General features: G+C 70.0%; 18 protein-coding genes. 6 read left to right on the plus strand and 12 right to left on the minus strand.

The features are described 5' to 3' along the window. Positions 1-29: 29 nt before the first annotated feature. Together Pflav_RS21725 and Pflav_RS46005 are read right to left on the minus strand one after the other, a co-directional pair. A complete protein-coding gene (locus Pflav_RS21725; RefSeq protein ID WP_197938690.1) occupies positions 30-1,892 on the minus strand; it encodes an ATP-binding protein in 1,863 nt (620 codons plus the stop codon). Positions 1,893-2,078: 186 nt separating this feature from the next. Further along, complete coding sequence (locus Pflav_RS46005) at positions 2,079-2,294, minus strand: hypothetical protein (RefSeq protein WP_232071721.1); 216 nt, start codon at positions 2,292-2,294, stop codon at positions 2,079-2,081. A gap of 127 nt (positions 2,295-2,421) precedes the next feature. On the opposite strand from Pflav_RS46005, the gene Pflav_RS21735 reads away from it, so the two are divergent. Together Pflav_RS21735 and Pflav_RS21740 are read left to right on the plus strand one after the other, a co-directional pair. Continuing rightward, the gene (locus tag Pflav_RS21735; RefSeq protein ID WP_232071723.1) at positions 2,422-4,425 is read left to right on the plus strand and encodes an alkaline phosphatase PhoX; all 2,004 of its coding nucleotides are present in this window, start codon (positions 2,422-2,424) and stop codon (positions 4,423-4,425) included. Next, positions 4,341-4,970, plus strand: a complete 630-nt coding sequence (locus tag Pflav_RS21740; protein ID WP_173037785.1) for a hypothetical protein — start codon at positions 4,341-4,343, stop codon at positions 4,968-4,970. Before Pflav_RS21735 ends, Pflav_RS21740 begins: the two co-directional genes overlap by 85 nt. Positions 4,971-5,347: 377 nt before the next feature. On the opposite strand, the gene Pflav_RS21745 is transcribed toward Pflav_RS21740, so the two are convergent. Continuing rightward, positions 5,348-6,313, minus strand: coding sequence for a Bug family tripartite tricarboxylate transporter substrate binding protein (locus Pflav_RS21745; protein WP_173037786.1), 966 nt, complete (start codon positions 6,311-6,313; stop codon positions 5,348-5,350). A gap of 49 nt (positions 6,314-6,362) precedes the next feature. On the opposite strand from Pflav_RS21745, the gene Pflav_RS21750 reads away from it, so the two are divergent. Together Pflav_RS21750 and Pflav_RS21755 are read left to right on the plus strand one after the other, a co-directional pair. Then, on the plus strand, positions 6,363-7,943 hold the full coding sequence (locus tag Pflav_RS21750; RefSeq protein ID WP_173037787.1) for a sensor histidine kinase: 1,581 nt from the start codon (positions 6,363-6,365) through the stop codon (positions 7,941-7,943). Further along, positions 7,940-8,629, plus strand: a complete 690-nt coding sequence (locus tag Pflav_RS21755) for a response regulator (RefSeq protein ID WP_232071725.1) — start codon at positions 7,940-7,942, stop codon at positions 8,627-8,629. Before Pflav_RS21750 ends, Pflav_RS21755 begins: the two co-directional genes overlap by 4 nt. 12 nt (positions 8,630-8,641) lie before the next feature. Here Pflav_RS21755 and Pflav_RS47555 read toward each other — a convergent pair whose 3' ends face one another. From Pflav_RS47555 to Pflav_RS21770, 4 genes are read right to left on the minus strand one after another with little or no spacing between them, the layout of a single operon-like run. After that, a complete protein-coding gene (locus Pflav_RS47555; protein ID WP_269474525.1) occupies positions 8,642-9,106 on the minus strand; it encodes a tripartite tricarboxylate transporter permease in 465 nt (154 codons plus the stop codon). Next, the gene (locus tag Pflav_RS47560) at positions 9,094-10,173 is read right to left on the minus strand and encodes a tripartite tricarboxylate transporter permease (protein ID WP_269474526.1); all 1,080 of its coding nucleotides are present in this window, start codon (positions 10,171-10,173) and stop codon (positions 9,094-9,096) included. Before Pflav_RS47560 ends, Pflav_RS47555 begins: the two co-directional genes overlap by 13 nt. Beyond that, positions 10,170-10,709, minus strand: coding sequence for a tripartite tricarboxylate transporter TctB family protein (locus tag Pflav_RS21765; RefSeq protein WP_173037788.1), 540 nt, complete (start codon positions 10,707-10,709; stop codon positions 10,170-10,172). The genes Pflav_RS47560 and Pflav_RS21765 overlap by 4 nt, the downstream gene beginning before the upstream one ends. Beyond that, positions 10,706-11,746, minus strand: a complete 1,041-nt coding sequence (locus Pflav_RS21770; protein ID WP_173037789.1) for a Bug family tripartite tricarboxylate transporter substrate binding protein — start codon at positions 11,744-11,746, stop codon at positions 10,706-10,708. Before Pflav_RS21770 ends, Pflav_RS21765 begins: the two co-directional genes overlap by 4 nt. A 245-nt stretch (positions 11,747-11,991) precedes the next feature. Here Pflav_RS21770 and Pflav_RS21775 point away from each other — a divergent pair, with 245 nt between their 5' ends. Next, on the plus strand, positions 11,992-12,732 hold the full coding sequence (locus Pflav_RS21775; RefSeq protein ID WP_173037790.1) for a hypothetical protein: 741 nt from the start codon (positions 11,992-11,994) through the stop codon (positions 12,730-12,732). A gap of 72 nt (positions 12,733-12,804) precedes the next feature. After that, positions 12,805-13,332 (plus strand): GNAT family N-acetyltransferase, encoded by a 528-nt coding sequence (locus Pflav_RS21780; protein WP_173037791.1) that lies wholly within the window; start codon positions 12,805-12,807, stop codon positions 13,330-13,332. Between the two features lie 215 nt (positions 13,333-13,547). Here the strand turns inward: Pflav_RS21780 and Pflav_RS21785 are convergent, their stop codons facing one another. The 5 genes from Pflav_RS21785 to Pflav_RS21805 all read right to left on the minus strand — a co-directional run bounded on the left by Pflav_RS21785 (position 13,548) and on the right by Pflav_RS21805 (position 21,149). After that, entirely contained in the window at positions 13,548-14,804 is a 1,257-nt protein-coding gene (locus Pflav_RS21785) for an HNH endonuclease signature motif containing protein (protein ID WP_232071727.1), read from the minus strand. A 407-nt stretch (positions 14,805-15,211) separates the two neighbouring features. Next, on the minus strand, positions 15,212-16,333 hold the full coding sequence (locus Pflav_RS21790) for a CapA family protein (RefSeq protein ID WP_173042567.1): 1,122 nt from the start codon (positions 16,331-16,333) through the stop codon (positions 15,212-15,214). 213 nt (positions 16,334-16,546) lie between these two features. After that, on the minus strand, positions 16,547-18,127 hold the full coding sequence (locus Pflav_RS21795) for an SGNH/GDSL hydrolase family protein (protein WP_173037792.1): 1,581 nt from the start codon (positions 18,125-18,127) through the stop codon (positions 16,547-16,549). Positions 18,128-18,299: 172 nt separating this feature from the next. Next, entirely contained in the window at positions 18,300-19,481 is a 1,182-nt protein-coding gene (locus Pflav_RS21800) for a Cmx/CmrA family chloramphenicol efflux MFS transporter (RefSeq protein WP_173037793.1), read from the minus strand. A gap of 603 nt (positions 19,482-20,084) precedes the next feature. Next, positions 20,085-21,149 carry a hypothetical protein gene (locus tag Pflav_RS21805; protein WP_173037794.1) on the minus strand — a complete coding sequence of 355 codons (1,065 nt, stop codon included), beginning with the start codon at positions 21,147-21,149 and terminating at the stop codon, positions 20,085-20,087. Positions 21,150-21,417: the final 268 nt, after the last annotated feature.

Raw genomic sequence — 21,417 nt, forward strand, 5'->3', positions numbered from 1 at the left:
GTCGTTGGCCGTGTAGCTCTTGCGCCTACCTACCCGGTCGGGCCGGCGGGCTGGTACGAGCATCGGATTCCACTGTGGATGCTCGCGCGCAGGTGTGCGCCGATCACCGGGGCGACGCGTTCGATCTGAGCCACCGCGCGCCGGATGGCCCGGCCGACGGCGAGACGGGCCCGCTCCTCGTCGTTCGCGAAGGATCGGCGCCGCCCGGCCAGCCCGGTGCTGGCACCAAGCTGCGCGAGTATCCAGTCCCGCTCCCGCTCCAGGACGGCGACGCCGGCCGCGTCTCCGCGGTGCCCGGCCACGTCGATGGCCTCCGCGAGGTCGGCCACCCGTTGCCGATAGTTGCGCACGGCGGTCTGGTCGAGCAGCGCTTGGGCAGATCCAGCGTCGGCGGCGACCGCGCGACTAAGCGCTTCCACGCCCGCCACCAGCTCGATCGACGGGATCTCGACGCTGGGGTTGGCGGTGAGCACAGCCAAGTGCAGCATGCCCACCATGTGGTCGACGATCACCGATCGGGTCCCCAGCTCGACCCGCCACCTGCGTCCCTCCCGTACGCACACCACCGACCGCACGGCGGCACTCGACTCCACTACCGGTGCCAGCTCGCCGGCGGCGGCGCGCTGTGCCGCGGCGGACGCGGCGTCGTCGGGGCCACCACGGCGGTCGAGGGCCTCGGCGAAGCGGAGGCGAGAGAGCCGCACCGCGGGCCAGTGTCCGAGCGCGAGGTTGTGGTGTACCGCCTCGCGCAGATGCCCAATCGCGCGGTCGGGGTCGCCCATGGTCAGCGCGGCGACGCCGAGCGCGTGCTCGGTGGAGCCGAAGCAGGCCACGCCGAGGCTGGCCATCATCGGCAGGTGGGCGTAGGGCGCCAGCAGGCCGTGGACGCGGGCGGCCGCATGGCGGTTGTCCAGCAGGTACGCCGCCTCCGCGATGCCGTACATCGTGACCAGCCAGCTGGAGGAACGGGGCAGCCGGTCGAGGCCGGACCCGCGCAGTGACGCCAGCGCGTTCTCCGCCGTGCGGCGGTCACCGTCCAGCGCGGAGGCGACCGCGACGGCGCCGAGCAGAGAGTTGTCGACCGCGCTCAGCGTTGGCGCGCTGACCGTCGCCCTGATCGTCGGCAGCAGCTCCGGCAGGCGGCCCTGGTACCAGCGGATCGTCACGAGCTGGGCCACGTACCAGGCCGGTGCGTCCGCGTCACCGGCCTTGGTGCCCAGCTCGTAGCAGTGCTGGGCCAGTTGCTCCGCCTCCTCCAGGCGGCCGGCCCGGATGGCGAGCATGACCTCCACGGCGCTGACCACGAAGTCGGCGGCCAGGTGCGGCCCCTTGACGAGTAGCGCCCGCAGCTCGGCCAGCCGACGGCCGGCGTACCGGTCGCCGGCCAGCAACTTGTCGACGACCTGCCAGAGCAGGCCCATCACCGTCGGACCGCGTCGACCTGTGCGGGCCGCCTCGCCAACCAACTCCTCGGCCAGGCAGAGACGTGCGTGTGCGTGCTCGGGGCCGAGCAGGCAGTGGTGCGCGATGCTCAGCGCCTCGACTCGGGCGTCGAGGTCCGGCGAGGCCCGCACCTCGTCCAGCAATGCCAGGATCGTCGCCGATCGCCCCGCCCGGTAGTCGGCCTCGCCCGCCGCCCGTACACGCAGCCGCAACGCGAGGTCGCCCCACTTGTCCGGGTCGAGGCCCGCGCTGGCGACCAGCGCGCTCACCTGGGCCAGGCGGGCCTCGAAGAGTCCAGCGGCGACGGCCGTGCGGTGCTCGTGCACCCACAATCCGCCGCTCCCGAGGACAGCACCCGCCATGACCGCGACGTCACCGCTCTGCTCTGCCTCCACAAAGGCCGCGTCGAACCAGCGACGCGCGTTTGCCAGGTCGCCGTCGTCCTCCAATGCACGACGACCGCACGCCGACAACGACTCGGCCCACCCATGCCCCGCATGATCATTCGTCTCGAGAATCACCTGACACGGTCCCCCATACCGGTCCTACGCCGGGGTCGCCGACCAGGTTCATTGCGCGCTCAAATAGTCTCAATCACTGAGACCGACCATCGGTTCGTCGAAGGGCCGGCGGAGTTACCACGGGATGACGCCGTCGTCGTTGAAGAATGAGCCGGTCGGGCCGCCGTCGGGCAGTGTGGCGAGCCGGATCGCAGTGGCCGCGGCCGCCCGCGGAGGCCGGCCCTGGAGTGCGCACGCCGCCATCCCCCTGACCGACGCACCGCACGTCACCACGGTGCTCGCCTGGCCCCCGCACACCCGCTCGCGGGCCGTCGCAGGGCTCGTCCGCACGGCAGCCCAGCTGTAGGAAGGACACACTAAGTCTCGCCTGAATGTTCACAGCGGGGGCATGATCGTTTGCTAGTCGATCATGAAGGGTTCACAGAGCGTGATTTACGGTCTGCGAATGGAACGTCGAATGTTCATTAAATCTGTCGCGGTGGCGTCGGTGGGCGTCGGGGTATTCGGTCCCGACTTCATGAAGCAGGCCCTCGCCGCTCCCGCAGTGCCGGGTCCCGGCCCATATGGCCCATTGCTGCCTGTTCCTGATGCCAATGGCCTCTACCTGCCCGCTGGCTTCGCCAGCCGCATCGTCGGCGTCGCGGGTCAGGTCGTCCAGGGCACGTCGTACCCCTGGCATCCCGCGCCCGACGGCGGCGCGGTCTTCGCCCATGCCGACGGTTCGTGGACGTACTGCTCCAACAGCGAGGTCGGCGACGGCGGCGCCGGGTCGATCACCTTCGCGGCCGACGGGGCGATCATCGGGGCCCGCCGGATTCTCAGCGACACCAGCGGAAACTGCGCTGGCGGCCGCTCGACGTGGGGTACCTGGCTGTCGTGCGAGGAGCGGGACGGCGGCTACGTCTGGGATTGCGAGCCGCTGGGTGCCCGCCCGGGCATCCGTCTTGACGCCCTCGGCCAGCGCGTCCACGAGGCGGCCGCTGTCGACTCGGTCGGAAAGTGGATTTACACCACCGAGGACGACGGAGACAGCCGCTTCTACCGCTTCACCCCCAACGAGTGGAGCGGCGTTCGTCCCAACTTCGAGGCTGGCGGCGTGCTCGAGGCGCTGTCGGCTGACCTCGACGCCGCGGTCAACGGCCCGGCGCCGGTGACGTGGGTGCCGGTGACCGACCTGACGGAGGGCTACCGGGGCGCCGACAGCTCGTCCTTCGACCGGGGTGAGGGTTGCTGGATCCACGGCCAGACCGTCTACTTCTGCACCACGGGCGACGCTCGCGTGTGGGCGTTCGACGGGGTCACCCAGACCCTCGAGCTGGTGTATCTCGGTGGCACCGGAGCCCTCCAGGACCCCGACAACATCACCGTCCACCCGGTGAGCGGTGACCTGTTCGCCGCCGAGGACGCCGGCAACCTCGAACTCGTGTTCATCGGCGAGCGTGACGACGAATCCGGGATACGTGAGGTGACTCCGTTCCTGCGCCTGGCCACTCCCCTCGGCGGCGGCAGCGAGATCGCCGGCCCGGCGTTCAGCCCCGACGGCACCCGGCTCTACTTCAGCTCGCAGCGCGGCCGCGTGGGCAACGCCGGCGGCGGTGGCGACGGCGTGACCTACGAGATCATCGGGCCGTTCCGGGGCACCGACGGCCCCACCGCGCCGCCTCCGCCCGGTGTGCCGGTCGTGGTGGTGCCGTTCGAGTCGACGTGGCGGATCCTCGACGACGGCTCCAACCAGACCCCCGGGTTCGCGGCTTCCAACTTCGACGACTCGGCGTGGAAGCAGCAGGCGGTCGTGGCCGGCCTGGTGCTCGGCTACGGCGACGGCGACGTCGTGCAGCCCCCGCTGTCGTACGGCCCGGACGCCGACAACAAGCACATCACCACGTACTTCCGGCAGAGCTTCGAGGTCGCCGACCCGAACAAGTTCGGCCACCTCATCCTCACGCTGGTGCGCGATGACGGTGCGGCCATCTACCTCAACGGCGTCGAGGTCTGGCGCGACAACGTGGGCGACGGTCCGCTGACCCACACCACCCTGGCCCCGGTGAACACGCCCGACGAACGGACCGAGTTCGTCAAGCGCGTGGCCAACACCCTCGTCGCCGGTACCAACGTGCTCGCTGTCGAGCTGCACCAGACCGACCCGGGCAGCTCGGACCTCGGGTTCAAGCTGGCGCTGTACGCGTCGGAGGAGCCGCTGCCGCCCGAGCCGGTGACCATCGTGCCGTTCGAGTCGACGTGGCGGATCCTCGACGACGGCTCCAACCAGACCCCGGGTTCGCCGCTTCCAACTTCGACGACTCGGCGTGGAAGCAGCAGACCATCACGGCCGGCCTGGTGCTCGGCTACGGCGACAGCGACGTCGTGCAGCCCCCGGTGTCGTTCGGCCCGAGTTCCGGCAACAAGTACATCACCACCTACTTCCGGCAGAGCTTCCAGATCGCCGACCCGGCGGCGCTGACCGACCTCCAGCTGCAACTCGTGCGCGACGACGGCGCGGTGGTCTACCTCAACGGCGTCGAGGTGTGGCGCGACAACATCCCGACAGGTCCGCTCACCCATACGACGCTGGCCGCCGACGCCGGCGACGAGCGCCTCGTGCACACCTTCGACCTGCCCACCAACACGCTGGTGGCCGGCACCAACGTGCTCGCCGTCGAGGTGCACCAGACCTCGTCGGGTAGCTCGGACATGGGCTTCAAGCTGGCGTTCGTCGGCATGCCGGCGATCAAGAGGTTCAAGACCGCCGTGCCGCTCATCGTGTCGACGCACAAGAACGGCATCAAGCCGGGTGCGAAGCTGACGGTGGAGGAGGGCACCTGGAGCCCCGATCCCGAGTTCTCGTACCAGTGGCTCAGCGACGGGAAGCCGATCGAGGGGGCGACCGCCGAGCAGTTCCACCTCACCGGCAACTACAAGGGCAAGACGATCACCGTACGGGTGACCGGTCAGCTCAAGGGGTACGAGCCCGCGACCGTCGAGTCGAAGGCAGTCAGCATCCACTAGTTGGTTGGCCTTGGCGTCATGTCGCGGATAAAGATCCAAAACCAAAGGGATTGAGCTACCGCGACGTTTGTCGTGGTCCGGACCGTCGCTCCCGCGGCCTCACCCTCCGCGGTTGGCAAGCTCACCCCGGGGGTCGCGGTCGGCCGACCGCGACCCCCGCTGCCGGGTCCGCGCTTCAAGCCCGGCCTGACCTGGCTCGGCGCTTGGGCGGGGGTTTGGGCTTGGACCGCGGACCTGGCAGCGGAGGTCGGGGAACTCGGCGAGCGCCAGCGAGCCGCCGGCCTGCGCGGTGCCCGCGGGAGCATACGGTCAGCGACTGACGCGGACCGGGGCAAATAGCCCGTCTCAAGAGAATTTGACCCCGACCCTGAAGATCTCTAGCCGGCGTGGGGTAGGCCGAGGTCGCTGAGAACGGCGGTTATCCGGGCGGTCTCGGCCTCCACGAATTCGCCAAAGGCGTCGCCGACGAGGTAGGCGTCGGCCCAGCCGTTGCGGGAAAGGCAGTCTTGCCACGGGCGCGAGCCGTGTAGGCGCTCGACCGTGCCCCGCAGCGTGTCGCGGGCCGGCGCCGCCAGGCCGGGCGGGGCGACGAGCCCGCGCCAGTTGGTGAAGACCACGTCGGCGCCCGCCTCGCGGAGGGTGGGCGCCGCCACTCCTGGTACCCGCGCCGGGCTTGTCACCGCCAGCACCCGCAGCTGCCCCGAGCGCACCTGGTCGGCGGTCTCGCCCAGCCCGGAGACGCCGAACGCCACCTCGCCCCGGAAGACCGCCGCGAGCAGGTCGCCGCCGCCGTCGAAGCTGGCGTACCGGACCCGCGACGGCGCGATGCCGACGCCTTTCGCGGTCAGCATGAGCGCCAGGTGGTCCGGGCCGGCTGGGCTGGAGCCGCCGCCGGCGACCATCGCGCCCGGGTCGGCCCGCCAGGCGGCGACGAGGTCGGCGAAGGAGCGGTACGGTGCGGGCCGCGGCACCACCACGAGCGCGGGCTCCTCGATGAGCCGGGCCACCGGCGTTGTCTGGCCGAGCGTCGCCCGCGCCCGCTCGGTCAACTGCGCGCCGACCACGCCGAGGCCCATGAGCATCAGCAGGTCGCCGTTGCCCCGCTCGTACACCAGCCGCTGCAGGCCGACCGTGCCGCTCGCGCCGGGCAGGTTGAACACTTCCGGATCGCGGACGAGCCCAGCCGCGTCCAGCGCCTGCGCGACAGTGCGGGCGGTGAGGTCGTAACCGCTGCCGGGCGCGTTGGGCACCATGATCCGCAGGTCAGTGGGGCCGGACCGCCGGCTGCCACAGCCGCCCACCGCCAGTGCGGCGCCAGCGGCCAGCAGCGTGCGGCGCCGCATCTGGTACCCCCTTGCCCTCGTGCCCTTTAGGCAGTTTGCTATTTCCACCATGTTTCGCACCAGCCTGTTCCGGCGGCCGTGGCGGCTCTCGCTCGCCCGGCAGTTCCTGCTGCTCCAGCTCGGCATCGTGCTGCTGGTGGTCGGCGCGGTCGCGGCCGTCTCGGTGGCACAGGCAGACGCCCGCTTCCGGTCCGGCGAGGGGCGACAGTTGCGGTCCGTCGCCGAGACGGTGGCGGCAAACGCGACGGTACGGCAGGAGCTGGCTGAGCCGGCGGTCAACTTCGAACGCCTCTCGACCGAGGCGGAAACGGCCCGCAGCGTCTCGGGCGCCTCGTTCGTGCTGATCGCCGACGCGACCGGGACGCTGCTCACCGGCCTCGACCGCAGCGGCCCGGTGCCGTTGGGCGCGAGCACGGTCCGGTCCGGCAAGTCCTGGGTCGGCGTGGTCGGTGACGCGCTGGTCGCCCACGTGCCGGTACTCGACGAGAGGCGCGAGCTGGTCGGTTTGGTCGTCGTGGGCCTTGAGTACCCCACGTGGCCCGAGCAGCTCGCCGACGCCGCCACCGACCTGCTCACCTACCTGCTGCTCGGTGCCGCGCTCGGGGTGCTCGGGTCGTGGCTGCTGGCCCGCTGGGTCAAGCGGCAGACGCTGGGGCTGGAGCCACGCGAGATCACCGGCCTGGTCGAGCAGCGCGAGGCGATGCTGCACGGCATTCGCGAGGGTGTGCTGGGTAGCGACGCCGCCGATCGGGTCACGCTCGTCAACGACGAGGCGATCCGCCTGCTGGACCTGCCCGAGGACGCGGTCGGCCGGTCGCTGCACGCGCTCAAGCTGGAGCCCCGGCTGCTCGACGTGCTGACCGGAAAGGCCGCCGGCGCCGACCAGATCGGCCTGCGCGCGGGGCGGGTGCTGGTGCTCAACCGGATGCCGGTGATGGTCCGTGGCCGGGAGGTCGGCTCGGTGACCACGCTGCGCGATCGCACCGAGCTCACCGCGCTCCAGCATGAGCTCGACCTCAGCCGGCACACCACAGACACGCTGCGGGCGCAGGCACACGAGTTCACCAACCGGCTGCACACGATCGCGGGGCTGATCGAGCTGGGCGAGTTCGACGAGGTCACCCGGTACATCAACCGGGCAAGCCGGGCACTGGCCGAGCTGACCAGCGACGTCACCTCGCGGGTACCTGATCCGGCGCTCGCCGCCCTGCTGATCGCGAAGGCGAGCCTCGCCGCCGAGCAGGGCATCCGGTTCACCGTGTCGGCGCGGTCGGCACTCCCCGAGATCGACGAGGCGCTCTCCGCCGACCTCGTCACGGTGGTCGGCAACCTTCTCGACAACGCGTACGACGCGGTCGGCACCGGCACGGCACCGGCATGGGTCGAGGTGGAGGTGACCACGGAAGGTGAGGAGGTGCTGGTCGTGGTCCGCGACTCCGGGCCGGGGATCGAGCCGGAGCTGGCCCGCGGGGTCTTCGCGCAGGGGTACACGACCAAGGCGGCGCACCAAGGCCTCGGGCTCGCCCTGATCCAGCTGGTCTGCACGCGGCGCGGCGGCTCGGTCGCCGTGGCCGGGTCGACGTTCACCGCCCGCCTTCCTCGGGCCACGACGCGGGCGGTCGCGCGGTGAGCGGGGACGGCGGCGTCCGGGTGCTGGTCGTCGACGACGACTTCATGGTGGCGAAGGTGCATGCCGGTTTCGTCTCCCGGGTGCCGGGTTTCCACGTGGTCGGCAGCGCGCACACCGGTGCCGAGGCGCTCACCGAGGTCTCCAGGCTGCGCCCCGATCTGGTCCTGCTCGACATCTACCTGCCCGACATGTCGGGCCTGGACGTCCTCCGCGGCCTCCGCGACGGTCCGAGCGAAGCCGACGTGATGGCCGTGACCGCGGCCCGCGACGTCGACACGGTCCGCACCGCGCTGCGCGGCGGTGTCGTGCACTACCTGATCAAGCCGTTCACGTTCGAGACGCTGCGCGAGCACCTCGAGCGGTACACCGCTGCCCACCGCCACCTCGCGGCCAGCGGCGAGGTTGCGCAGCACGACATCGACCGGCTCTTCGGTGCGTTGCGCCCGGCCCAGGTCAGCCTTCCCAAAGGACTCACGCCGCCGACGGCCGCGCTGGTCGAGCGGGTGCTGCGCGACTGCGCCGCCGACCTGTCCGCCGCCGAGTGCGCCGAGCGGGCCGGGTTGTCCCGGGTGGGCACGCGCCGCTACCTGGAGTACTTCGTGGCCGCGGGCAAGGCCGAGGTCCGGTTGCGGTACGGCGGCACCGGCCGCCCGGAGCGCCGATACCAGTGGCTCGCCGCGCCGTGACGGCCGGCGCGGTCAGTCGTCCTCGCCGAGCGCGACCTTCGCCGGCACCCGGTCCGCCTTGCCTCTGGCCAGCAGCCGCGGGACGTACGGCACCACGAGCGCCAGCACCGCGAGGCTGAGCAGCACCACCGTCAGCGGCCGGCTCACGAAGACGCCAAAATCACCATTCGCAAGGCTCAGTGCCCGCCGGAACTGTTCCTCCATCATCGGCCCCAGAATCAGCCCGAGGATCACCGGGGCGATCGGGAAGTCGTACCGGCGCATGAAGAAGCCGATCACCCCGATCGCGTACGCGAGCAGCACCTGGAACACGCTGCCCGACACCGCGTACACGCCAAGCGTCGCGAACACGAGAATCGCCGAGTACAGCACCGGGCGCGGGATCTGGAGCACCTTGACCCACAGCCGGATCAGCGGCAGGTTGAGCAGGAGCAGCAGCACGTTGCCCAGGTACAGCGAGGCGATCAGCGCCCACACCAACGTGCCCCCTCGTCGAAGAGGTCGGGTCCGGGCTGCACATTGAAGATCTGGAACGCCGCCAGCATCACCGCCGCGGTCGCGGACGTGGGGATGCCGAGCGTGAGCAGCGGCACCAGCACGCCGGAGAAGGACGCGTTGTTCGCCGCCTCCGGACCAGCCACGCCCTCGATAGCACCGCTGCCGAACTCGTCGCGATGCTTGGACCGCTTGGCTTCGTATGTGTACGACAGGAACGTGGGCAGCTCCGCCCCGCCCGACGGAAGCGCGCCGAACGGGAAGCCCAGCGCGGTGCCGCGCAGCCACGGGCGCCAGGAGCGGCGCCAGTCGTCGCGGGTGAGCCAGGCGAAGCCACGGGCCGGCTCGAGTGGTGCCACTGTGGACGGTACGTCGTGCGGCCGGCTCGCCAGATAGAGCGTCTCGCCGATCGCGAAGAGGCCGACGATGACCACCACGATGTTGACGCCGTCGAGCAGGTTGACCGACCCGAACGTGAACCTCGCCTGACCGGTCAGTGAGTCGATGCCGACCAGCCCGAGGAAGAGGCCGAGCGTGAGCGAGAGCAACCCGCGGACCATCGAGCGACCGACAAGCGCGGTCACCGCGACCATCGCCAGCACGGCCAGCGCGAAGTAGTCCGCCGCACGGAACATCACCGCGAAGCGCGCCATCGGCGCCGCGAGCAGGCTCAGCAGGACCGTCGAGATGGTACCGGCCACAAAGGACCCGATCGCCGCCGTCGCGAGCGCCGCCCGCGCCCGGCCTCGGCGGGCCATCTGGTACCCCTCGATGGAGGTCGCCACCGACGCGGACTCGCCGGGCGTGTTGAGCAGGATCGAGGTGGTGGAGCCGCCGTACATGGCGCCGGCGTAGATGCCCGCGAACATGATCAGCGCCCCGGTCGGCGAGTCCAGGTTGAACGTCAGCGGCAGCAGCAGCGCGATCGTCAGCGCCGGCCCGATGCCGGGCAGCACGCCCACAAGCGTGCCGACGGTGACCCCGATGATCGCGAAAAGCAGGTTCTCCGGGGTGAGCACGGCCGCGAAGCCGTCGAGCAGCACGTTCACAGCGGCAGCACCCCCGCCGGCAGCTGGATGTCCAGAAACCGGGTGAACGCCACGTAGATGACCAGCGAAAGCGCCAGCGCCACCACCGCGTCCCGCAGGATCACCTCGCGCCACGGGCGGTCCCCGAGCAGCCGCGCGGCGGCCACGAAGAAGACCGCGGTCGCCGGCACGTAACCGACCACTGTGTACTCGAGCACCAGCGCGTACCCGACCAACGCGGCCATCAGTGCCGCCGGCACGAACCAGGACGCCCGCGGCGCGCGCTCTCCGCGCTCCCCCGCCGCCGCCTTGGCGGTCCAGCTCTGGATGAGGTACGTCGCACCGAGTACCACCCAGCCGGAGGTGACGATGAGCGGGGCGAGCCACGGGCCGTCCACTGTGACGCCGTGCTGGGCGGCATCCCCGATCGCCCGCACCAGAAGGCCCGCCCCGGCGAGCAGTACGACGACCGCGGCGATTCGCGGCCCGAGCGCCCGCCCCAAGGGGACGGTGCCGGGCACCGTCCCCTGTGGACGCTCGTCGGCGACGGTGCTCATGAGCCGGCGAGCCCGATCTCGGTGAGCACCCCGGTGATCCGGGTGTTCTCCGCGTCGAGGAAGGACTTCGCCTCGTCGCCGCTCTTGTAGAAGTCGTCCCAGCCCTGCTGGGTCAGCGCGTCCTTCCACGCGGGCGACGAGTGCAGCTTGTCCACCATGGACACGACCGCGTCCCGCTGCGCCCCGCTCAGCCCCGGCGGCGCGACGATCCCCCGCCAGTTCATCAGCTCGACCTCGAAGCCGGCCTCCTTGATGGTCGGCGCCGGCGTACCGGCACCCGCGTCCACACCGGACGCACCCGAGACCGCGAGCGCGCGCAACTGGCCCGACTTCACCAGCTCCTTGAACTCGCTCACGCTGGACACGCCCACCCCGAGGTCACCGGAGAGCAGAGCAGCCTTCGTCTCGCCACCGCCGGAGTAGGGGATGTACTTGGCCTGCTTCGGATCCACTCCCGCCGCCTTGGCCAAGAGCCCGACGAGGATCTGGTCCGTACCGCCGGCCGAACCCCCACCCCACTTGATGGCGGTCGGGTTCGCCTTGAAGTCGTTCACCAGGTCCGCGAGCGTCTGGTACTTGGAAGCCTTCGGCACCACGATGACCTCCGCCTCGGCGGTGAGCGTGGCGATCGGCGTGGTCTGGGTCAGGTTGACCGCCGACTTGTTGGTCACCACCCCGCCGACCATTACCAGCCCGGTGATCATCAGCCGGTGCGGATCGGCGTTGTGCTTGCTCACAAGCTGCGCCAGCCCGACCGTCCCCGCCGCGCCCGTGACGTTGTCCACCTCCACGGACTCTGTGGTGACACCGCCGTCCTTCAGCGCCTTCTGCAACGTACGGGCGGTCAGATCCCAGCCCCCGCCGGGCGCGGCCGGCGCCATGATGCGGATCGTGCTGGTCGGGTAATCCACCTGCTCCGCCGAGGCACCCACATCATTGCCGCCCTCGGCACAAGCGGCCGCACCGAGCATCAACGGAAGTAAACTGGCCAATCCGAGCGCGCCGGCCCGCAGCCGGGCACGCGAAGCTGTCGTCATCACCGCGGTCGCTCCTGTCCGAAGCCGCGCGTCATGGGGTCGCGCGTGCTACGGGCATCCTCCGAGAGGGCGTGACCCCCGTCACCGTTGTGAACAGAGAGTGCCTTTTGGTCCTTTTGGCCACAGCCTCGGTGCGGCGTCTAGGCGAAGCTCACTGCACCCTAGCCCGAGTCAGTCTCCCGGCTTCGTGCCGTGATCACGCCGGCACGAGCATCCCCCGCGCGCCCGGCTCCATGATCGTCGGCATGACGAAGCACCGCCCCACCACCGCTCGTGTCGCCACCGTCGCCGCCGCCGTCGTGCTCGGCGGCTTCACCCTCGGCTGCGGTTTCGTACAGAACGCCGTCGACACCGCCCAAACCCTCGGCGAGTTCTCCGACCGACTCGGCAAGTCGGCCGAGCTGACCTACACCGCCGAGTACAAGACCAACGACGCGAGCGTCACCTTCGTACAGCAGCCGCCGAACTCAGCGGTCCTCAGCACCGACAGCCGGCTGATCTTCACCCCCAAGGCGATGATCATGTGTGACAAGGGCGAGTGCCAGCAGGCCCCCAACACCGCGGCCGTGGCCGGACCCGACGACGCCAACCTCGTCGCGGCGGTCGGCGGCGCTGGCTTCCTCACCCCGGAGCTCGCGCTCGGCCTCGTCGCGGCCGCCGCGATCGTGCCCGGCACCGACGTCAGCACCAGCGAGCGCGAGATCGCCGGCCAGAATTCGCTCTGCGCCGACGTCGACGGCATCGAGGACCCACAGGCCGGCGCCCAGTCCGGCGACATGAAGTCGTTCTCCGTCTGCGTGACCGACACCGGGCTACTCTCCTCGTTCAGCGGCGAGACACACGGCGGCGAGAAGACGGCGATCGAGATGGTCTCCTACTCCGACCAGGTCGACCCGGCAGCCTTCGCCCCGCCCAAGGGCGCGAAGGTCGTCGAGGTCACCGACCTCACCGCGCAGGCCTTCGCTGACGCGACAGCCGGCAAGTGAGTCTTCGCGCTCCACAGATGCTGCTATCTTCGCCCCGCTGATCGTCGCTGGACCGAGGGTTGGAGGGTAGTTGTGGCTGAGGTGGCGTTACGGCCGGTCGATGACTCCGACCTCGATGCCTTGTTCGAGCAGATGCGCGATCCCGAGTCGGTCCGGATGGCTGCCTTCACGGCCGAAAATCCCGATGATCGCCCCGCATTCGATGCCCACATGGCGAAGATCCGGACGTCGCCCGACGTGACCACCCGCGCGGTCACCGTCGACGGACGGCTCGCCGGCAGCATCGCCAGCTTCGTCGTTGACGGCGATACCGAGGTCACGTACTGGATCGACAGGTCCTTCTGGGGACAGGGCATCGCCAGCCAAGCGCTCGCCCTGCTCCTGGAATCGGTTCACGTGCGGCCCCTGTTCGCCCGCGCCGCGAGCGACAATGCCAGATCGCTCAAGGTGCTGCGGAGGGCAGGATTCGCGACCGTAGGCACCGCGATCTCATTTGCCAACGGGCGAAACAAGGAGATCGAGGAAACGATCCTGCGCCTCGACAAGCCCGCGAAGACCACCCCATCCGACGCGCCGAGCGGCGAAAGTCAGACTTACTGACCCAGAATGGGAGCTACCGCGATGTCCGCTGTGGTCCAGACCGCTGCTCCCGCGGCCTCACCCACCGCTGTGCACAACCGACCAAACTCATCGCCCCGCCAAGGCGACCACCTGGTCGCCCCATGGCCGAACCCCGATCGTCCACGCCACTACCCAAGCACCGTCCACGAGGGCGTCCATCGCCTTCACCACGCATCAACCCAGCACCGTGACCATCAGGTCCGGTGGTGGTAGAGATTGCGGCGGGGATCTTGTCGCGGGTCGACGTAGGCGGGTGGGATGAACTCCGGCCTGCCGTCCTCGGCGCGGAGCCGGACGGTCCAGTGTCCACGGTGGATGATGCGGTGGTGGTAGCCGCACAACAGCACGCTGTTGTGCAAGCTGGTAGGTCCGCCGTCGGCCCACGAGCGGATGTGGTGCCCGTCGCACCAGCGCGGCGGTCGGTCACAGCCGGGGAAGGCGCATCCCCGGTCGCGTAGCTCCAGCGCCCGCCGTAGCGACCCGGTGATGAGCCGCCGGGTGCGGCCTAGGTCCAGGACTTGCCCGTCGCCGTCGAGCACCGCCGGAATGATCTGTGCGTCGCAGGCCAGCTGGCGGACCTGGGTGGGGCTGAGCCGCCCACCGGTGTCCAACACGCCGATGCCGAACTGCTGCTCTAGCAGTTCGAACGGAACGGTGACCATCACGTGTGGCCGCTGCCCACCGTTGTCCGGCAACCGCTCGGTCCGGGTGGCCAGGTCGCACACCTCTACCAACGCGTCAGCTCGGCGCTGTCCGGGGGTGCGTGGTTCGTCGTTGTCGTGGCGGGGCGCGCACAGCGGGTCGAGGGCGGCGTTGACGGTCGCCGCGCCGGCCTCGTCCAGCCAGCCGGTGACCCGGACGCGTCCGTCGCCGAGACGGGTGAGCTGGAACGCCCGCGTCTGCCACGCCCGGGCCTCCTGCCGCTGCAACGCGGCGGCATCACGGGCGTCGGCGATCTCGGGAGCGACGTGGGCGAGGATCCGCCCGCCGGCCTTGCGCAAGATGGTGGGCTCGAACTGCTCGGCCTGACCGATCAGCACCGCCTCCGCCTCATCCACCAGATCGGCGCCGAGGTCGGCGGGAAGATCCCGGACCGCGGCGGCGATAACGGCGGCCTGCTCAGCGTTGACCACACCCGCGACCAGGGCGGTGTCGAGGGCGGCCCGCTCGTCAACCGCTCTCGCCAGGTCGGCCAGCCGTTTCGCGGCGTGGATGCTGATCCGGTGACGCTCCCGCAACCACACCGCCGTGCTGGAGGCGTGCTGCGCGATCGGCAGGCCGCGACCGTCGATCTCCCGAAGCAGATGCAACTGCGCTGCGGTAAGCGTTTGCAACGCTTGGTGGATGCTGTCCAGGGAATCGACAAGCTCGTCATCACTCAATGTCCAGACCGACGCGGTAGCGCATTTACTGGCTACCTCGCGCAGCTGCTCTAACGCCTCCCTGGACACTCGCTAATTGTTTCGCATCAACTCCAAGACCACCAGTTATATTCGTCGATCTAGGGATATTCGATTTGGCAATCTTGCGAGGTTTCGAATGTGGGAGCGTCGGTGCGAAATGGCCGTCACAATGAGGACCCCAGTAGGTCCGGGATCCTGCTCACATTTCGGTGGTCGGCCTGGCTTCTGGCCCTTGGGCAGCAACACCTCCAGCACCGGCCCCGCGCGCTGTCAACCAGCCGCCGCATGACCGGGCCCGGCAGGCGCGCCCAGGGTGGGCTTGGACCGCGGACCCGGCAGCGGAGGTCGGGGATCTCGGCGAGCGCCAGCGAGCCGCCGACCGCAGCGGTGCCCGCGGGAGCATACGGTCCGCCACTGACGCGGACCGGGGCAAATATCCATCTCAAGAAAGGCGATCAGAGGACCAGGCCGGCCTGCTGGCCGCCCCGGCTGAACAGGTATCCGCGGATCCGGTCCATCGCCGCTTGATAGGTTTTCCGCCGGCTCTGCGGAATCTTGGGGTCGGCGAGTGCGCGGGAAAGCTCGACCAAGCGGATATCCGGTTCTAGGTCGACCCAGGTAGGGATCGCCTCAATCTTCGTCACCTTCCACCGCTTCGGGGCCTGCTCGGTGAAGGTGGCGCGGGCCATGATCCCTTCGCGGTTGCCGTTGATGGGCTTTTCATGCCGGGCGAGTTCGTTGCCCATCCCGTAGACCACCCACTTGCCGCCGATCTGCTCGATCGGTTGCACGACGTGCGCGTGGTGCCCAAGGATCAGATCGATGTCCGGGGAGGCGATCAGCGTCCGGGCCAAGCTCTGCTGATCGGCGTCGGGCTCGTGTTGGTACTCGGTGCCCCAGTGCAGGCTGAGCACGACGATCTCGGCACCGGCGGCACGCGCCCGCTTCGCCATGTCGATGACCCTGGCCGGTTCGATCTTGTTGGCCAGCCATTCCTTGCCCGGCGGTCGGCTCAGCCCGTTGAAGTGCGAGGTGTACGCCAGATGGGCCACCTTGACACCCTGGACCGTGTACAGCAGCGGGGTGTTCGCCTGCTCAGCGCTGCGGGAGGTGCCGGTGTGGCCGAGCTTCGCCGCTTCGAACGCCTCGATCGTCCGGACCACGCCCGCCTCGCCCTTGTCGATCGAGTGGTTGGAGGCCGTGGAGCAGCCGTCGTATCCGGCCTGCTTCACACCCTGTAGCACCTGGGGAGGCGTGCTGAAGGTCGGGAACCCCTCGAACGGCCCGGCGGGACCGGCGAGCGGCGTTTCCAGGTGGCAGAGCGCCAGGTCGGCGCCGGAAATGGTTTGGCTCACCTGCTGGAACATCGGGAAGAAGTCGAATCCATCGGTGGTGGAGTCGCGCTGCGCCTGTTGCCATACCGGTGGGTGGACGAGCAGGTCACCGGCGCCGAGGACGGTGAGTGTCCGGTCGCGGGCTGGCGCGCTCGTCGCCGGTGTCGGTGTCGGACCAACCCATTCGACCGCCCCCTGTCGTCGGGGAGCGCCGGCGGCGCCGAGCGCGGAAAGACCAGCCAGGCGGCGCCGGAGGCAACGAGCGCGACGCCGGCGACCAGCGCCACGGCGACAAGCTGGCCGCGGCGACGGCGGCTAAGGCGACGCTTACCATCCCATACGGGCACGGCGCAAGAATAAGGCTCAGGCACCCGCCTGCGGCACGGATCTTCAGGACGAGCAAGCGGGCCGGGCGCCCGTGGCGGACCAGGGCGCCCGACGGCTAGGGCGAGGCGGTCAGAGTGGGGGGAGGACTTGGGCCACCCGGGTCGCCATCGCTTGGTACCCCGGGGCGTTGGGGTGGAACGAGTCGGCCAGCGGTGAGGTGAGGCCGTTAGCCCATACACCGCTGGCGCTACAGAGCCGGTGGCCGCGGAAGAGCTCCAGCCCGTTGACGTAAACGACACGGGAGTCGCCCGTGGCCACGACGGCGTCCCGGATCATCCGGTCGGTCTGGACGGTCGCGGCGTAGATCGCTCTCCGTTCGCTTTCGATGAGGTTGCTGCCCAGGTCCGGGCAACGGTCCTGGGCCGGCGGCGGGTCCGCGGAGTCGTCGGGGTTGGGCACGACGGCCGGGTAGCTCAGCACCATGAGTTTGCCGCTGGGGTGCATCTCCGCCCTGATCTGCCGGTACAGGGCCGTGAGCTGGACCTGTACCTGGGAAAGCTCTTGTGGGGTGACCAACGGTCCCCCTCCGGAGCAGTCGGCGCCCAGATAGCAGCCGGTGAGCTTGGCCGCGAAGCCGAGGTCGTTGCCGCCGATGGTCAGCGTGACGAGCCGGGTGTGCGGCTGTATCGCGTCCAGCTGGGGTGGCACGCCGGGGTGCTGGCTCGCGTACAGGTCGATGGTCTTCGCGCCATGACACGCCGCCAGGGTGGGCCGGTCCACCGGCAGTCCCGGCAGGAGTGTCCCCGTGATGAGGTTGGAGAAGGTCGCGGGCGACCGCCGGCACAACGCGTCGGAGTACGGTGGCGCGCCGGTGCCTGAGGAGTACGAGTCACCCAGTGCGACATGCCGGATCACCGGGGGCTGAAGCCCGGTCCCGAACGGCCCGGTGCCCACCACGATGTGCAGCAGGTCCGTGCCGAGACCCTCGCACAGCAGGTAGCGCAACCCTGGAATGGGGAAGCAGCCGCCCCAGTAGACCCCGATCGGAGCCAACAGGTACAGCTCGAAGGCGATCTCCACGTTGCGGCCGCCGTCGAAGAGCTCAGCGGGGATGCCGACGCCGCCCGAGCTCGCGCCGTAGTAGGTCTGCCCGTACGAGCGGGGCGCCGAGGTATAGAGCAACTGGCCGTCGAAGCGACCGCGGTCGATCACGCCGGTGGCGATGTAGGCCGCGTCGAGCCAGAAGTTGCAGCCGAACTCCGCCAGGTAGGAGACACTCGCCGCGTAGTTGGTCTGATTGGGGGTGCCGCTGACGGAGGTGCTCCGCGTGATCGCTTCGGTGCAGTACAGCCCGGTTGGCGGGTCGTCGGGCCCGGCCTGCGGCGACGCGCCCCGCAAGGTTGGCATGTCGGCCCTGCGGATCGCCGCGCGGGCCGCGCCGTCCGCCTTGAGCGTGGCGCCGGGACCCTTCGTGGCACCCGACAGCGCCTTGGGCTGAGTAGGGCTCAGCGGTGTCGCGAACGGCGTGATCTCTTTGGTGGTGCGGGGAAGGGTCACCGGGTCGGGTGTCTGGATTTCGGGCTGCCAACCTTCGCCCCGCGCGGCTGGTAGGGCCGCGGCGCCGTCACCGGCGGCCGGCGTCCCGGCCAGCGCGGGTTGTGCGCTGACGAGTAGCCCGCCGATGACCACAACCGCGGCGAGTAACCGCATACGCCGTCCTGGTGACACGGCTCTACGTGATGTCACTGCCCACCTCCTAGCATCATGTGATCGACGTATGACGATCAGCGAGAGGGATGCGCAGTCATGCAACCAATCGCCGACCAGACGAATACGACCCGTAGCCGATTCGTGTCCGAAGTTGCGCGATGACGCAGCCCAGTCACTTGGCGGGCTCGGGGGGCCGTGGTGCGATCGCCTGGAGCAGCGGTAGCGCCATGAGCAAGGCGGTCCCGGTCAGCGCGACCGTGACCCACACCGGCCCCAGCTCGCCGGCCGCGACGGCGAGGGCCGCCGCCGCGAGGGCCGGGCCGGCGGCGGCTCCGACGTTGAGTGCCGCGGTCGCGTACGAACCACCCATGGTCGGGGCACCCGCGGACTCGTAGAGCACGCGTGCGATCAAGGTGCTTCCCACGGCGAAGGCCAGGGCGCCCTGCGTGAAGACAAGGCCGAGCAGCGCCACGGGATGAGCAGCGAGGATCGCCAGCGCGACCCAGCCCAGCAGCAGCAAGGCTCCTCCCGCGGCGATGGTGAGGCCGGGACGCTGGTCGGAGAGGCGTCCCGCGACCGTGACGCCGATGAAGGATCCGACGCCGAAAAGCACCAGGGCCAGCGAGACCCACAGCTCGCCCAGACCGGCGGTAACGGTCACGATCGGTGCCAGGAAGGTGAAGGTGGCGAACGTGCCGGCATTGACCAGCGCGGCAAGCAGCATGGCCAGGACCAGCCTGGGCGAGGTGAGCTGGGCCAGCTCTGATCGCAGAGACGGGCCAGCGATCAGGCCGGACGATGCATTGACGGATCGATCGGGAATTCCTTTAGCGATACCGAAAGCGGCGGGAACGCAAAGCAGCGCGATCGCCCAAAAGGTCGCCCGCCAGCCCAGCGCTGTGCCGAGCAGCGCCCCAGCCGGCACACCGGCGACGGTGGCCACCGTCGTACCCGACAGCAGGACCGCCAGAGCCCGGCCCTTCTGATCCGCGGCCACGACCCTGGTCGCTGCGCTGAGCGCAACCGCCAGGAAGCCGGCGTTGGCCAAAGCAGCCACGACACGAGTGGCGAATAGGACGGAGAAGGTCGGGGTGATCGCGCCGACAACGTGACAGACAGCGAAGATGAGTACGCACGCGAGAAGTGCGGTCCGTGCTGGCCACCGGCGAGCAAGGGCGGCCAGGCCGGGTGCGCCGACGACCATACCGACCGCGAAGGCCGAGGTCAGCAGGCCGGCGGCCCCGACCGAGACGTCGAGGCTGGCGGCGATTTCCGGCACGAGGCCGGCAAGCATGAATTCCGAGGTGCCCATGGCGAAGACCGCCAGGGCAAGCAAGTAGAGCGCGAGAGGCATCCAGGACTCCGAGGCGAGAGAACGAACAGAAGACGTCTCGTCACCACGGCCAGACCCCAGGGCGCACCCAACAGACCGGCCCGCGCGGAAGCGACGGGCAGGGAGGGCTAGGAACTCAGATGTTCAGGGGCTGGCGGCGTGACCGAAAGCCCCCAAAGTGGATGCCTCAGGGCTCGACATAGCCCCACATTACTTAAAGGCCAGGCAATGATCCAATCTGTGTGGCGCGTCGCGCTGGAGCGGACTGTATGTCGCGGATAGGGATCTAAACCAGAGAGATTGGGTGGCTACCGCGATGTCCGCGGTGGTCCGGACCGTCGCTCCCGCGGCTCACATCTTCACTAGGCAATGAATCCGCAGCCGCCATTGTGGACGGAGCCGATGACCCCGAGGCCAGAAGGTCTCTAGGCCCGACTTTCGTGGTAGGTCCACATCTCGGCCATGCGGCCGTCCTTGACGCGCACCAGCCAGACCAGTTGGCGGGGCGAGCTAGGGGCTTGTGCTGCGCGGCCGGCCGCACCGACAACGGCGACGAGGTCGTCGTCGCCGACGATGGCGTCGATGTGGAAATGAAGGTCCGGGCGGGCTGCTCGCGTTGAAGGCTCAGCGCAGGGCAGTGTGGGCGTCGGTGAAGAAGCGGTCGCGGTCGTCGCCGTGGGCGATTGCCGCGTTGTAGACGGCGTCGATCGCGGCGGCCAGCGGATCGTCATTCGCCAGGGCTAGCAGGGCGGGGAACGCGGCGGCCTGCTGGAGCATCTCGGTGACGCTGTGTATGCCGAAGGTTTTTGAGTCTATGCGCAGCGGGACGGTGGTGTGCGGCACCTCGGGATCGGACAGAAGCCGGTGGAACGCGGGGGCGCCGCCCTGCTCGGTGAAGGATGGCGGCAATGGGTGGTCGGCCTCGGCGGCGGCGAGCACCTCGGCAATCCACCCGATCCCCTCAAGCCCGGCCACACGCATCGCGCGGCGGGCCGCCCAGCAGGCTGCCTCGCGCTGCCGGGCGGCGGGCAGCGCGTCGATGCGGTCGAGGATCGGGCGGTCCATCCGGGCCAGGGACTGTGCCTGGCTCAGGAGCCCACGGACACGATCCGACGGCGGTGGACCTCCCCACCGCTCGGCCTCGCGCTCGGCCCGCAGGCGGCGTGTCTTCTCGGCCTGCGCGGTCGCCTCGGCGGCCTGCCGACGCAACGTCTCCACCCACGGATACGGCCCGGCGGTGTCGAGCAGCTGGTCCCAGATCAGGCCCAGGGCGAAGGCGTGCCGGCCCAGCACTCCCTCGTGCCGCAGCGTGAAGCCGTCGGGGCCGGACGTCAGCCGTACCGTACTCGGCTCGTCGTCCGGCAGCGTGGCCAGCGGATGAGGGAAGATCGGCTCGTCGGCGGTGGCCCACGACCACCTCAGAGTCTCGCCGTCGACCCGCTCCAGCCGGACCTCCAGGTCGCCGGCGGGCAGCACTCCCACCGGGACCTCGACCGGCGCGGGCCGGTGGCGGACCACCGCCACCCGGGACAGGCCGGCGTCGTCCTCGTACGGGTCAAGTGGCAGCGGCGACAGCATGGCCGGACGGCCGGACGGCCGCGGTACAAGTGACAGCATCGCCCACTCGGCGGCCTTCGCCGGCTTCTGCTCCCAGTCGCGTCCCCCGGGTCGTCCAACACAGTGCGCCAAGGCGTCTCCTCCGACACCGCCCAGACATGCAGCTCATGCTGCTCGGGCGGGTCGTCGTCGGTGCGTACCGTCTCGTGCAGGCGGTGACGCGCGTGCACCCGCACCCGAATCAGCCCGGGCGGGACGGCGACGTCGGTGAGAGCCTCCGCCGTGCCGCCCATCAGGCCGATCACCGACAGCAGGCCGCTGGGACACCAGAGCGTCGCCTCACTGATCGCGTCCCAGCCGGCGTCGACATCCGCCGGAGGCCCGGGCAGGACACGGACGC

This window comes from Phytohabitans flavus, assembly GCF_011764545.1.
Lineage (GTDB): Bacteria > Actinomycetota > Actinomycetes > Mycobacteriales > Micromonosporaceae > Phytohabitans > Phytohabitans flavus.

Bases quoted from the DNA above. Each gene is read 5' to 3' on its own strand.
- Pflav_RS21735 (WP_232071723.1), top strand. From the start codon at position 2,422: ATGTTCATTAAATCTGTCGCGGTGGCGTCGGTGGGCGTCGGGGTATTC.
- Pflav_RS21745 (WP_173037786.1), bottom strand. From the start codon at position 6,313: ATGCGGCGCCGCACGCTGCTGGCCGCTGGCGCCGCACTGGCGGTGGGC.
- Pflav_RS21750 (WP_173037787.1), top strand. From the start codon at position 6,363: ATGTTTCGCACCAGCCTGTTCCGGCGGCCGTGGCGGCTCTCGCTCGCC.
- Pflav_RS21765 (WP_173037788.1), bottom strand. From the start codon at position 10,709: ATGAGCACCGTCGCCGACGAGCGTCCACAGGGGACGGTGCCCGGCACC.
- Pflav_RS21770 (WP_173037789.1), bottom strand. From the start codon at position 11,746: ATGACGACAGCTTCGCGTGCCCGGCTGCGGGCCGGCGCGCTCGGATTG.
- Pflav_RS21775 (WP_173037790.1), top strand. From the start codon at position 11,992: ATGACGAAGCACCGCCCCACCACCGCTCGTGTCGCCACCGTCGCCGCC.
- Pflav_RS21795 (WP_173037792.1), bottom strand. From the start codon at position 18,127: ATGCGGTTACTCGCCGCGGTTGTGGTCATCGGCGGGCTACTCGTCAGC.
- Pflav_RS21800 (WP_173037793.1), bottom strand. From the start codon at position 19,481: ATGCCTCTCGCGCTCTACTTGCTTGCCCTGGCGGTCTTCGCCATGGGC.